4 protein-coding genes are annotated in these 15,230 nt (G+C 36.5%); 2 read left to right on the top strand and 2 right to left on the bottom strand.

Annotation, left to right across the window (positions count from 1 at the left end; translation table 11 throughout):
- Window positions 1–243 precede the first annotated feature (243 nt).
- Together J8281_RS12515 and J8281_RS12520 are read right to left on the bottom strand one after the other, a co-directional pair.
- The gene (locus tag J8281_RS12515) at window positions 244–4,275 is read right to left on the bottom strand and encodes a hybrid sensor histidine kinase/response regulator transcription factor (protein ID WP_210197976.1); all 4,032 of its coding nucleotides are present in this window, start codon (window positions 4,273–4,275) and stop codon (window positions 244–246) included.
- Window positions 4,276–4,344: 69 nt separating this feature from the next.
- The gene (locus J8281_RS12520; RefSeq protein ID WP_210197977.1) at window positions 4,345–5,130 is read right to left on the bottom strand and encodes a sensor histidine kinase; all 786 of its coding nucleotides are present in this window, start codon (window positions 5,128–5,130) and stop codon (window positions 4,345–4,347) included.
- A gap of 521 nt (window positions 5,131–5,651) precedes the next feature.
- Between J8281_RS12520 and J8281_RS12525 the strand changes: the two genes are divergently transcribed.
- Both J8281_RS12525 and J8281_RS19885 read left to right on the top strand, forming a co-directional pair.
- Complete coding sequence (locus J8281_RS12525) at window positions 5,652–11,480, top strand: glycosyl hydrolase family 18 protein (RefSeq protein WP_210197978.1); 5,829 nt, start codon at window positions 5,652–5,654, stop codon at window positions 11,478–11,480.
- Window positions 11,481–11,575: 95 nt separating this feature from the next.
- Complete coding sequence (locus J8281_RS19885) at window positions 11,576–15,148, top strand: cellulase family glycosylhydrolase (RefSeq protein ID WP_210197979.1); 3,573 nt, start codon at window positions 11,576–11,578, stop codon at window positions 15,146–15,148.
- Window positions 15,149–15,230: the final 82 nt, after the last annotated feature.

Genomic DNA, 15,230 nt, shown 5'->3' on the forward strand with positions numbered 1-15,230 from the left:
TTTTTCAAGAATTGCTTAAACAATTTTTTGATTGTCGGTTATTATACCTAAAATTTAACTGAGAAGTCATCCTGAATTCATTTCAGGATCTCATTAAGTTTATTTTCAGTACATTGAGATGAGAAGCTGAAACGAGCCTGTGCTGAACTCGTTTCAGTATTCAGCTTGACGCAGACCGTTTAGGTTAAATTACGGATATTCGTAAACAATATTAATTTTGAGTAGATTAAGGCACTAAAATGGTTATTCGTTTTTTAATTTATGTTTCGACCTATATGCTGAAGGTAAACATTCAAAATGTTTTTTAAAAGATTTTTTAAAGTAATTATAATCGTTAAAACCGACCTCGTAGGCGATATGACTCAATTTGGCATTACTGCTCAAAATCATTTGCCCGGCGTGTTTTAATCGAACCGACCGGATGAATCCGGTTAGCGAGAGTCCCGTTAATGATTTTATTTTTCTGTATAGCGAGGATTGACTCATATGAAATGTATTCACCATATCCCGGATGCCAAATTCATTATTTTGAAAATTGATTTTTACCAATTCAATAGCTTCTTGTATAAATGCTTCTTCTTCATCAAACTGGACAATATGGTCGTATGCTGGTTCAAATTTTACTTTGTTTTGTAAAAAAGCTTTAAGTTTTTCACGGTTCGACAATATAGAAGCTATTTTGGTTTTGATAACGATAGGATTAAATGGTTTTGTAATATAATCATCGGCGCCTGTTTCTAACCCTTCAATCTCAAAAAGGGCAGAACTTCGAGCGGTTAACAATAGAATAGGAATATGTGAAGTTTCGATTTTCTTTTTAAGATCACTACATACCGATAAACCGTCTTTTACAGGCATCATTATATCACAAATAATTAGATCAGGATAGTGTTGTAAAGCTTTTCTATATCCGACTTCTCCATTTTCAGCTTCTTCTATCTCATAGCTATTAGATAATAAATCACGAAGATAGTCTCGTATATCTCTATTGTCGTCTATTACTAATATGGTTTTCTTTCGTGGATTTTTATTTTTGTTACCTATTTCGGCGAGTACAGAGACTTCATTCATCTCATTTTTTGATTCATTCTTAATGATAAAATCAGTTTTCTTTCGTTTATGAATAGGATAATTTGGTGTTAACGTCAAGGTAATGACAAACTCTGATCCGATATCTATTTGGCTGTCTACAGTTATCGAACCTTGATGAAGTTCTACGATTTTTTTTGAAAAAGCCAAGCCGATGCCGCTACCAATAATCTTTGCAGATTCACTGGTTTTTATTTGGTAAAAGCGATCAAAAATCCTTTTTTGATCTATTTTTTCTATTCCTTTTCCGGTGTCTCGTATTTTAGTGATACAATGATTCCCTTTTTTTATAATTTCTATAGTAATATAATCCCCATCTTCGGTATTTTTAAAAGCATTAAATAAAACATTGCAAAGTACAATCTCCATATTGTTACGATCAAAAGGAAATAAAATTTCATCACAATTAGTGGTAAAGGTAAAATGTATGTTTCTTGAGCTGGCCAGTTCATTAAAGTATGTAGCAACTTCTTTTGCAAAACTGACATAGTTTTCAGTCTCTACTGTGAGCGTAAGTAAATTATGATCAGCTTTTCTAAAATCCAAGAGTTGATTTACCAGGTTTAATAATCTATTTGCATTTTTTTGGACTATAGTGAGTTTTTCTGCAATAGGTAAGCTTACAGTATGATCTTCTAGTATTTCTATTAACGGACTAACAATTAGTGTAAGTGGAGTTCTAAATTCGTGAGAGATATTGGTGAAAAAATTGAGTTTAGCTTCTGTTAACTCAGCTTCTTTTTCTTTATCTATACGCGCAATTTCAAGTGTACTTTTAAGTTTATCCTGGCGCATTTTTATAAAGTACAATACCCATAGAAGCATCAAAAAAATTATGAAATATAACGAGTAAGCCCAAATACTTAGAAAAGGTGAGGGTTTGATGACCAGGCGTAACGTTTTAGGCGTACTCCATACCTGATTATTTCTTGTACCTATGATCTGCAAGTCATAGCTTCCGCTAGGCAAACCGGTAAAACTTAGTTGGCTTCGGTCATTTAAATTGATCCAGGTATCTTGAAAACCTTCTAGTTTGTATTTATAGCTGGTGTTCAACTCTCCTAAATAATCATTTAGTCCAAAATTGATTAAAATTGTCTTTTCGTTATGCGTGAGCACAATTTCATTGGTAGAATTAATGTTTTTATCCAATAATACACGACCATTAAATAGTTGTCCGGGAGAGATATGTTGATTATCAACACTAATTTTAAAAATTATAACTTCGGGTGTAATCGTATTAGTTATAACCTTTTTTGGATTGAAATACGTAATATTATCTATCCCACCAAAGTATATATATTCCCCATCGTTATATACTGATTTTTGATTGAAAGAAGACGTTTCTATACCATCTATCTTACCATAATTTGTAAATGCTTCGTTCTTGACATCAAACTTTACAATCTCTGTAGTAGTACTTATCCACAAATGCTCATCATCACCAGTTATAGACGAAATAAAATCATTATTTAGTCCATCTTCTATTGTATAATTATGTAAAAGTTCTAGTTCGTTATTTGTAAACTTTAGCTTTAACAGGCCATTTGCGGTACCTATCCAGGTAATATGACCTATCATAAAAATGTGATTGATAAAAGTACTTGGTAAATCGTTAGATAAAAGCTGGGTCTGATGTTTAAAAGATTGTGATTTTTCATCGAAAAGATGAAAACCATTATGAGTTCCTACCCAAATATTACCTTTTCGGTCTTCCTTTATATCCGTTATTCTATCGGTGTTATTAAGTCTGAAATTTCCGTTTCCTCCATCATGAAAATATGTGTAGTGATCAGATTCGGAAAAATGTCGTAGCGGGACCATAGCCATACCATCATGCTCTGTACCTATCCACAAACGATTTTTACGGTCTACCAAAAATGATGTTACCCTTTCTATGGTAGGATAACGAAAAATCTCACTTTGATTTTCTGTATTGTAAATTCTATACCCTTCCAAAAAACCCACAAATAGGTTGTTTTTATACTGGTAAATAGTACTTTTATGTTGTAATGACTCTCGATTTTTTAAAGAAGAGAAGTCACTTCCCATAAATAAACCATTTTCAAAAGTACCCACCCAAAGTTTATTACGATCCTTATAGATGGATTGTATATTACAATCTTTCTGAAGTAAGTTGTTGGTAATTAGATTATAAGCATTATTAAATTTTTTATTCGGAATAATCTGAATAATGCCTCCACCATGAGCCATCGACAACCAAATGATATTATTTTTGTCGATGTGAATATCTAACACAGTCTCAAAGTTTACATTGTCTTTTCTACTGTTGTTTTTTTGAATATTAACTTTGGTAAATTTTTTTAGATGAGGATCACTTACGTACAAACCATTACTCCAGGTACCAATCCATAATTTGTGTTCTCGATCGAGCGCCAGGTATCTGGCAAAACTCGTTTCTACATTCGTTTTGAGCCGATTAATTTTTTGAGTAGCATGATCATAATTATAGATGTTCGTACTGGCATTAATAGCGGTTCCTATCCATATTTTATCTCGAAAAGGATCATTAATTAGATCTGTAATCTCTGTATCCAGTGGAAATTCTATAAGCTTATCCTCTATCGGATCATATGTTGTTAAAATATTATAATTTCCCCACCACATATTACCGTAGGCGTCTTTTAAAATGGTGTATACAAGGCAGGTGGTATTGAAGTGATATAAAAGCATTTCGGTTTTGGGATTAATCACAAATATCCCATTCCCCCAGGTGCCAATCCAAATATGACCCTGTGCATCTTGTTCTATACTTAAAATACGTTGGTCGCTTTTATTATTGGGATCTATTAAATAGCTGTAGTTCTTTATACTATTTTTCTCGATGTTTAACATCGAAATTCCGCCACCTTTTGTTCCTATCCAGAGGTTATTAAGGTAATCTGTATATAAAACTGCAATATTTTCATTTTTTAATTCGGCATACTTGTTATTTAGACGGATATAATCAAATTCATAACCATTGTATTTGGTAATACCATTTTCTGTTCCTATCCATTTGATGTTTTGTTGATCACTAACAATAGAATTTACATTACTGTGAGACAAACCCTGTCTACTTCCAAAATGGTTAACAACGTGGTTTTCTTGTTCTTGTTGTGCCGAAATGTAAGAGAATATGACAAGTGCTAGCGTAGTGCTGTAAATTTTTAATATTCGTATCATTGAGTATGATTCTTAAAAAGCAGGTAATAGATATTACCGATTGGATGAATACCATATGTTTTTATCCCCCTATAAAGGAATTTTTAAAGTAATCGTATAATCAGTTTCGTTTTCATCTATATGAAGATCATAATTCGATTCGTACAATAGTTTCAATCTGCGGGTTGTATTCTTTAAACCGATACCTTTTTTCTTGCAATCTTCAGTTTCGATACGTTTTTTATTATGGGTTGTAAAAATAAGCCAATCTCCTTTCACTTCAAGATTTAGATATAGCTTTACTTTACCCAATTCATAACTTGTACCATGTTTAAAAGAATTTTCTACAAACTGCAATAGTAATAAAGGTGGTATTTTAAAACCTTCGATCCTACCCGAAATAGAAAACTTAACCTCTACACGATCTCCAAATCGTAAACGCTCTAAGTCAATATAATTTTGAATGTACTTAACTTCATCTAGTAAAGAGACTCTTTTTTTATTTCCTTGGTAAATTATATAACTCATAAATTCTGAAAGTTTTACGACAGTTTCAGGGGCTTGATCAGATTTTTCTAGAGTTAGAGAATATACATTGTTTAAGGTATTAAAAAAGAAATGAGGCTGAAGTTGTGTTTTAAGAAGAGAAAGTTCGGTTTTTAAACTTTGTTTTTCTAATTCTTTGGTTTTTCGCAAGTTTTTCGCATAATCAATAGTAATCTTTATAGCTGTCGTAAAACCAATAACATAAATTTCACCAATAAATGCAGCAGTGATATAATTAATGTCAAAAATTGAATTTTTAGACCTTTCTGACTCAGGAAAAACATCTGTAGTTACGTATTCGTACGTAAACATAATGCGAGCTAGGGTCATTGTTAAAATAGAAACGAGAAGAATAAAGATATATTCTAAATATTTATTAGGGATCAATCGAGGTAATAAAAAATATAAATTGAAGTATACTAATAGTATATGAACAAAAAACTCTACAAGATTAGATTGAAAAGAATAAGAATAATCTTCAAAATAACTACCCCAACGCAAAGTATTAAGAGTAAAATAAATTAGCCAGAACAGACCGTGCTGCAATATGTCTTTACTAAGTTTGATTGAGTTGTGTGTTTTATATAACAAATATGCAATGAAAATAGCTCTTTTTTGTTAAACCTTTTGTTTTTTTAGCTAAACAACATAGTTTCTTGCATTAAATACAATAAAATGTCAAACATCTCTTTGTTGGTATTTGTAACCTAAACAGCTACATTTTTGAGTCATTCAGCTAATTAGTTTTTTGGGGTTAACACTTCTTTATAATTTTCATGTGCAAAGAAAAGATGCCAGAAAGTCTTTTCTACAAACACAAATAAATCTTTTTAAACTTAACACAATCGATTATGAAAGACCCAAAATTTACACTCAATGAATGCTGGTGCTATTGGAAATCGTTTTCAATGGTCCTACTTTTCCTAATGTTTGTCGGTATTACAAATAATTCTTATGCGCAAGTGAATACCGGTGGTAGTGCGAATACATCCAATCATAATAAACAGATTATCGGTTATATTACGAATTGGGATGCCTGGAAAGCAGCAAGTGCAGGATTACCTTCTGCAGGAGCTTTAACACAGTTAAATATCGATTATTCAAAATATACGATTTTGAATTATTCCTTTTTTGGAGTTGCAGTCGACGGATCTTTGCATAGCGGAGATTTGAGAAACAAGAATATCTATCAGCCAGGTACTGTACAGCAGCCAGGTGACTTATTATATGGAGATGTTTACAGCAGTTGGGATTTCTATATACTTTTTGGTGAAATTGAACCCATTCAATGGATTAGTGAGGCTGTAAAGCAAAGAGCCGAAGCTCTAGGATTTGAAGTAGCAGTTGGTGGCAACACCTGGACACATCCAGAATGGGGGCTTAGTGGTAGTTTACCTTTGCCGCTTCCAAAAGAAGGAAGCGAAGCCAAAGGTCTGCTGGAGCTGGCACATGATAATGGTGTAAAAGTTATGGCTTCCTTGGGAGGATGGAGTATGTGCAGACATTTTCCAGAGATGGCCGCAGACCCAGTTAAAAGAGCACGTTTTATTGAAGACTGTAAAAAACTGATCAATATGGGCTTTGATGGTATCGACCTGGATTGGGAATATCCTGGACCATTTCCTGGAATGAATTTTACCGGAACCAACGCCGATTATGCCAATTTTGAAATTCTTGTACAAGAGATCAGAGATGCCATCGGACCAGATAAATTAATCACTGCCGCGATGGCAGCCGATTATAAAAAGTTAGAAGGGTTTAACTGGTCTAAACTTTCTAATACGATGGATTATTTTAATATGATGACCTACGATTTTAATGGCGGATGGTCAAACATTGCAGGGCATAATGCACCAATATATCCTTATGACGGAGCAGAAGCACCTGATTTTAACTGGCAAACATTGCTAAGTAAAATGACAGCAATGGGAGTGCCTAGTTACAAAATTAACTTTGGAGCTCCTTTCTATGGTAGAGGAGTTATTACCGATGGGGCTGCAGACTTAAACGCGCCTACCGTTAAAAGAAATGTTACTATACAACCGGATGGTCCCGTAAGTACCGCAGCCGATTATACAAATTGGCCACAAGATGTATATGATGGTACTCCTAATTATTTTTTCATTAAACAGAAAACAGGACCGGGTAGCGGTTGGGTAGAGCAATGGGATGACCAGGCCAAAGTTCCGTACATGACTAAAGGAAACTTTTTTCTAAGTTATGATAATGAAAAATCTATAGCTGAAAAGGCCAAGTTCATCAATGCGAATAACCTTGCAGGAACTATAATTTGGACTGTTTTTGGTGATCTTGAATTTTCAGGACCGGCACAATCCTTTGGTACAAAACTAAAAAGATGGTCAAATGTGAAATCTCCTTTGGTCAATACCTTGAATGAGGTATTTGCAAGTGGAGGAGTAGGAAATCAATCTCCTATGGTTTCTATTACTTCACCCAATACCGGGGATATATTTACAGCTGGTGATGCTATAGAGATTGCGGCTAGTGCCAGTGATCCCGATGGTACGATTGTAAGAGTGCAATTCTATAGAGGAACTACACTTTTATCTGAAGATAATAGCGTACCCTACACCTATACATGGAGCAATGCTTCTGCAGGAAATTACGATCTAATAGCCAAAGCTTTTGACGATAAAGGTGCGAGCGCAACAGCAAAAGTAAACATATCGGTAACAGGTGTGGGAGGTAATGAATTACCTGTTGTTACCATAATAAGCCCTAATCAAGATGCAACTTTTACGGCAGGATCGAGTATTTCGATTTCGGCAGATGCATCAGATTCAGATGGTACTGTAAGTCGAGTAGCTTTTTACAATGGCAGTACGCTGTTAGGAGAAGATGCAAGCGCTCCTTTTACATATAATTGGGAAAATGTGTCTGAAGGAAGTTACACAATTACCGCGACAGCTTTTGATAATGAAGAAGGAGAAGGATCTTCATCAATTTCTATAACTGTAAATGGAGGTGGTAGCGGAAATTGTACTGCTCCTGCTTATGTTGAAGGTCAAGTGTACAACGGAGGCGATATCGTTTCTTACCAAGGAAAAGAATACAAAGCGAAATGGTGGACACAAAATAATGATCCGGTTACCAACAGAGAAAATGTATGGGAGTTGTTAGGAGCTTGTTCAGGAGGTGATAGTAGCGCCCCTCAAGTTTCGATTACTTCTCCTACCAACACACAGTCTTTTGCAGTTGGCAATACGGTAACTATAACTGCTAATGCTTCAGATGCAGACGGCACTATCAACAAAGTTGAATTTTATGTAGATGGCAGTAAGATTGGTGAAGATACTGCTGCTCCGTATGCTGTGAATTGGACTTCAACTTTAGGAAATCATTCTATTGTAGCAAAAGCAACAGATAACACCAATACAGCTACAACTTCAGCAGTTGTGACCATAAATGTAACCTCTGACGGTGGTGGTGGCTGTGATGGTGATAGTTTTAAAGTTGTTGGATATGTTCCATCTTGGGGTAATATTAATAATATACAATATGATAAGTTAACACATATTAATTATTCTTTCGCACTTCCAAAAAGTGATGGTAGTCTAGAACCCTTAAGTAATCCTGGTAAATTACAACAAATTGTAAGACAAGGACAGCAACAAGGCGTAAAAGTATTGATCGCTGTCGGAGGATGGGATATAGGCGATGGCGGTGGTGTCGATAGACGTTTTGCCCAATTGGCTGCAAACCCGGCTACGAGAACAGCATTTGTTACTAATCTAGTCAATTTTGTGAATCAATACAATCTCGATGGTGTTGATATGGACTGGGAGTACCCTAGAGAAGGTAATGAGCCTCAACACTTCGAATTGCTTATGGAAGAACTGGGGCAGGCGATGCGAAGCAGAGGTAAATTATTAACCGCCGCGGTGGTAGTAGCAGGTTGGAATGCAGACGGAGTACTAAACGGTGTTTTTGATGATGTTGATTTCTTAAACATTATGGCATATGATGGTCCTTCTCATGGTTCTATGGCACAAGCAACCGGTGGTTTAGATTATTGGTTAGGAAGAGGATTACCCAAAGAGAAAACTATACTTGGCGTACCATTCTATTGTAGACCACAACCCGAAAGCTATGCTAACTTATTAGCTATGGGTGCTAGTCCTAATAGTGATTCTTTTCAAGGTAGAAATTACAACGGAATTCCTACCATAAAAGCCAAAACCGAATTAGCGCAGCAACGAGCGGGAGGTATTATGATATGGGAGCTATCTCATGACACTAATGATCAATCAACATCTTTGCTTACTGCTATTAATCAGGTAGCTGGTAATCCTTGTGAGCCCGACAATCAGGCACCTCAGGTTACTATTACCGCGCCTGCGGTAGATGCTTCTTTTGAAGTTGCAAATACTATAACTATCACTGCAAATGCTTCTGATAGTGATGGAAACATTTCAAAGGTTGCATTTTATGTCGATGGAAATTTAATCAGTGAAGATACTACTTCGCCTTATAGTACGAATTGGACAGCAATAGTAGGAAATCATACTATAACAGCAAGGGCTACAGACAACAAAGGAGCAGTAAGTGCTTCTTCTGAGGTTTCGATTTCGGTGATAGGAGATGCTGTAAATCAGGCTCCCGTAGTTTCTATTGCAAGTCCAAGTAATAATGCATCATTTACAACGGGACAAAACGTCGCGATAACAGCAAATGCAAATGATGTTGATGGAAGTATCAGTAAAGTAGTATTTTATATTGATGGAACTGCAATTAGCGAAGATACTTCTGCGCCCTATTCGGCAAATTGGACATCGACTGTAGGAAGTCATAGCATAACTACTACAGCAACAGATAATGATAGCGCAAGCACTACTTCTGCAGCGATTACAATTACTGTTCAAAACCAAACAGGCGGTTGTGATGCAGCACAATATGTAGATGGTGCTACTTATAGGGATGGTGATCGGGTACGAAACCTTGGTAAAGAATACGAATGTATCGTAGCTGGATGGTGTACTGTTGGTGGACCCTATGCTCCCGGAGATCCAAACGGATGGGCTTGGCCTAACGCATGGAAAGAAATAGGAGATTGTGACGGCGGAGGTACCGGAGGAAATCAATCACCTACAGTTTCTATCACACAACCAGGGAACGGGCAGTCATTTGCCACAGGAAGTGCGATTACTATTAACGCTTCTGCTTCAGATAGTGATGGTACTATAAGCAAAGTTGAATTCTTCAGAAACGGAACTAAAATAGGAGAAGATACAAACAGCCCTTACAGTTTTACTTGGAACAATGCATCCCAAGGCAACTATACTCTGGTAGCCAAAGCAACAGATAATGAGAATGCAACTGAAGAATCTACAGCGGTAACTATCACTGTGGGATCTACCAATCCGCCAAATCCCGGAGGAGATCTTCCTAAAAGATTATTGGTAGGATACTGGCATAATTTTGATAACGGTTCTTCATTCCCCAGATTAAGAGAAGTTTCAGACAAATGGGATGTGATCAATGTGGCTTTTACCATACCAACAGTACCTGGCGGAGCCAATATGACCTTTACACCAGACCCTGCTTTATATTCAAATGCGCAAGAGTTCAAAAATGATGTGGCCTTTTTACAAAGTAGAGGTAAGAAAGTAGTCATCTCGATGGGAGGTGCTACCGGAGCAGTCGATGTGGATAGTCCTGCTGATGCACAGATCTTTAGTACCTCTATGATCAATATGATAAGAGAGTACGGTTTCGATGGTATGGATATAGATTTTGAAGGAAGTTCGATTGTTTTGGGTGCTGGAGACACAGATTTTAGAAATCCTGTAGGTCCCAAAGTAGTACATTTAATTACTGCATTTAAATCGATATTAGCACAATTTGATTCTGATTTTGTATTATCTATGGCTCCCGAAACAGCCTTTGTACAAGGCGGATATTCTGCTTACGGAAGTACTTTTGGAGCATATTTACCAGTTATTCATGAATTACGTAGAGATCTAGATTATATACACGTACAACATTACAATTCTGGAACAATGCGCGGGTTAGATGACAAGGTGTACGCCCAGGCTACTGCAGATTTTCATGTAGCGATGGCAGAAATGTTACTACAAGGATTCCCGGTAAACGGAATTCAATTTCCTGCACTGCGTCAAGACCAAGTTATGATAGGATTGCCAGCAAATGGCCCTGCAGCACCAAGTGGAGGATTTACTCCAGCTGCCGAAGTGCACAAGGCATTGGATTATTTAATTAAAGGTCAGTCCTTTGGAGGTCAATATACCCTTAGAAATCCTTCGGGATATAGAAACTTTAGAGGATTAATGACCTGGTCTATCAACTGGGATATTGTTGCCGGATTTGGGTTCTCTAATCCACATAGAGCCTATCTTGATGGTTTAGATAGTAGAGCGGCGATTGTTCAGGATAAAGCTACCATTGCTGCTACCGTTTCACCGAATCCTGTTAATGGAGATGTGATTAATTTGAATATAGAAAGTGATGTGTTCAACAGTACTTTGGATCTTCAGATATTTAATGCTACAGGTATCATGGTATTAGAATACCGAGGTACCAAAATCCAAAAAGGAAATAATTTGAAAACTTTTGATGTAAGTAAATTAGAAGAAGGACTATACTTCTATACAATTGCGACAGCAAAAGGTAAAACTACAGGAAAGCTTATCAAGCGATAAACTCCTTTCTTTTAGCCATCCGATGATTTTATTAGATATATCATCGGATGGTTTTATTTGTATTTTTTTCAACTTCTTCATCTTAAAATCTAATTATGATACCAAAAAATACGTTATTTAGTACAGTTACTCTATTGTTTCTATTTTTCTTTGTAAGCAATAATACCCTTGTAAGAGCACAAAACACTCCTGTAGCTCAAAATGGTCAACTAAAGGTTTGCGGTACAAAACTTTGTAATCAATACGATCAACCAATACAACTTCGTGGAATGAGTACTCACGGAATCCAATGGTATGGCTGGGGAAACTGTCTAACCGAATCTTCCTTAGACGCTCTTGCCTATGATTGGGATGCTGATATCCTTAGAATTTCTTTGTATGTACAAGAAGGGGGATATGAAACTGACCCCGTGGGATATACAAATCAAGTAAGTCGATTAATTGATGAAGCAACTGAAAGAGGAATGTATGCTTTGGTAGATTGGCATCAGCTAAACCCGGGAGATCCCAATGTAAATCTTGAAAATGCAAAACGTTTTTTTACCGATATCGCTAATCTTCACAAAGATAAAAACAACATCATTTACGACGTTTGTAACGAACCGAATGGTGTAGGCGTTAACTGGAACCGTATAAAAAATTATGCTGATCAGATTATACCTGTTATTCAAAGGATAGATAACGATGCTGTCGTATTAGTAGGAACACAAGGGTGGGCAACGTTTGGAGTTTCTGGAGAAGGAAGCTTACAAGATGTCATCGACAATCCGTTACGTTTCGATAATGTTATGTATACGTTTCATGTTTATGCAAAAAGTCATCGAGATGCTTATTTAAACACCTTAGATAGCGCATCAGATTTGTTACCCGTTTTTGTGACTGAGTTTGGTAGTCAAGAATATACTGGTGACGGCCCTAACGACTTTGTAATGACACAACAATTTATTGATCTTATGCGTCGAAAAAAAATAAGTTGGACAAGTTGGAACTACTCTGATGATTTTAGATCGGGGGCAGCATGGAACACAGGTACTTGTGCATCGGGTTTCTGGACAGTTGATCAACTTAAAGAAGCCGGAAAATGGATACGCAATAAAATTAAATTTCCTACAGATGATTTTCCTGGTGGTGATGATGGTACTACCCAAACACCATACTCAGGAAATGCCATACCGATTCCTGGTAAAATTGAAACTGAACATTATGATCTTGGGGGTGAGAACATAGCTTTTTATGATATTACCGGCACCAATGAAGGAGGCTCTTATCGAAACGACAAAGTAGATATCGAGCCTTGTTCTGAAGGTGGTTATAATATCGGCTGGATCAAGTCTGGCGAATGGTTAGAATACACAGTTAACGTGGCTGAATCAAAAACGTATACTTTAGAGTCCAGAGTGGCCTCAATATCATCTGGAGGCAAATTTCACATCGAAATAGAAGGACAAAACGTAAGTGGATCTATCAATGTTCCCAATACTAGGGGGTGGCAAAATTGGCAAACGGTAAGTACGTCAATCCCGCTTACACAAGGAAAACAAATTCTAAGAATAGTGATGGATAGCGATGATTTTAATTTGAATCATTTGGTATTCAAAGATGATTCGACGTCGGTAAATCAATCTCCAGTAGTCACACTCACAACACCGCAAGAAGGTTCAACTTATTTTTTAGGCCAAACGGTTACGATTACTGCAAATGCCTCAGATAGTGATGGTACCATTAATAAAGTAGAGTTTTATGCCAATGGTACTAAAATAGCTGAAGATAGCTCATTTCCTTTTGAGACAACCTGGGTAGCCACCATTGGAAATCATATTATTTCTGCAAAGGTTATAGACGATGATAATGCAACAGCGCTATCTGCTGAAGTTGGTATTATCATGAAGTCAGATAACGGTAATAGTTGTAATGTAAATCGGTATGTTGAAAATGGAGGCTATAGTGCTGGTAGTGAAGTAGAAAATCTAGGAAATTTATACGAGTGTAAACCATGGCCTTTTTCAGGTTGGTGTAACGGTATTGCTGATGCTTATGCTCCCGGTACCGGTACGAATTGGGAAGATGCCTGGATACTTAAAGGAGATTGCAATCCCGATGGTAACGAAGAACCCATGGTATCTATAGTGTCACCAAGTTCAGGACAGACTTTTGTCGAAAAAAGTAACATTACCATAGACGCTTCTGCTACAGATAGTAATGGCAGTATTACCAAAGTTGAATTTTTTAGCAATGGTACTAAAGTGGGCGAAGATACTACGGCTCCTTACACTTTCATAATAAACGAAATACTTGTAGGGAATTATACATTTACTGCAAAAGCTACAGATAATAGTAACCTCTCAACGATATCAAGCCCTGTTACGATTAGAGTGACTGGCGATGGCGGTGATACAGACCCACTACCAGCAAGAATCATGAATGGATACTGGCACAATTTTCAGAATGGTTCTGGTTTAATACCTCTTAGAGAAGTTTCTTCTTCTTGGGATGTAATTAATGTATCTTTTGCAGAACCAAGAATTTCTTCAACAGATGGAGATATGGCTTTCGAACTGTCTTCAGATTTTGATGCCATAGGATATACAGAACATGCATTTCGATCAGATCTACAATGGTTACAAAGCCAGGGTAAGAAAGTTATCATTTCTATTGGTGGGGCAGAAGGTCAGGTGAGACTCACGACTACTTCGGCCAGAGATAAATTTATCTCTTCTATGATACAAATAATAGAAGATTATGGTTTTGATGGTATGGATATTGACTTTGAAGGACAATCATTATCTTTCAAATTAGGAGATACCGATTTTAGAAATCCTACAACCCCATTAATTGTGAACACTATAGACGCCATTCGAAATGTTTGTAATCATTTTGGGGAGGATTTTATACTCACTATGGCTCCCGAAACATTTTTTGTACAACTGGGATATTCTTTTTACGGGGGCATTTCTGAAGGAGCTGATCGACGAGCAGGGGCATATTTACCCGTCATTCATGCGTTAAGAGATAAGCTTACATTTCTGCAGGTTCAATATTATAATTCGGGTCCGATTACAGCTTTAGATAATACATTCTACACCATGGGGAACCCAGACTTCTACGTCTCTCTGGTGGATATGTTGTTAAAAGGATTTCCTATTACTAAAGATCCAAGTAAATTTTTTCCCCCTTTACGCCCGGATCAAGTATTAATTGGTGTGCCTGCAACAGTTAATGCCGGTAATGGTCATACAGGACCAGACGGAGTTGTAACTGCATTAGATTACATTATTAACGGAAACTCTTTTGGAGGCAGGTATCAATTGTCTACTACATACCCAAGTTTACGTGGGGTAATGAGTTGGTCTATTAATTGGGATAAATTTGAGAATCTCCAGTTTTCTAATACGGTTAGAGCCTATTTGGATGGTTTAGGATTAAGAAGCTCTCTAATTGCTAAAGATGATGAGATCGCAATAAAAGCCTACCCTAACCCGGCTTTCGATTTCATTCATTTATCGAATAAAAATGATCATGAACCATTCGTGATATTAAATAATAAAGGACAAACAGTGCTTAAAGGACTATATGATCAAACTGCTATTGATGTTAGTTCATTAGAAAAAGGAATGTATTTTTTTAAAGGACTACACACAGGAATCATAAGAAAGATAGTCAAGCAGTAATAGTAAACTAAGATAGATAAAGGGTAAACAGAGCAGTTTTGTAGCGTATATTCAGATATGAGCATGATAGCATATTTTGATA

The sequence above is a fragment of the Aquimarina sp. U1-2 genome, from assembly GCF_017897595.1.
Taxonomy (GTDB): Bacteria; Bacteroidota; Bacteroidia; order Flavobacteriales; family Flavobacteriaceae; genus Aquimarina.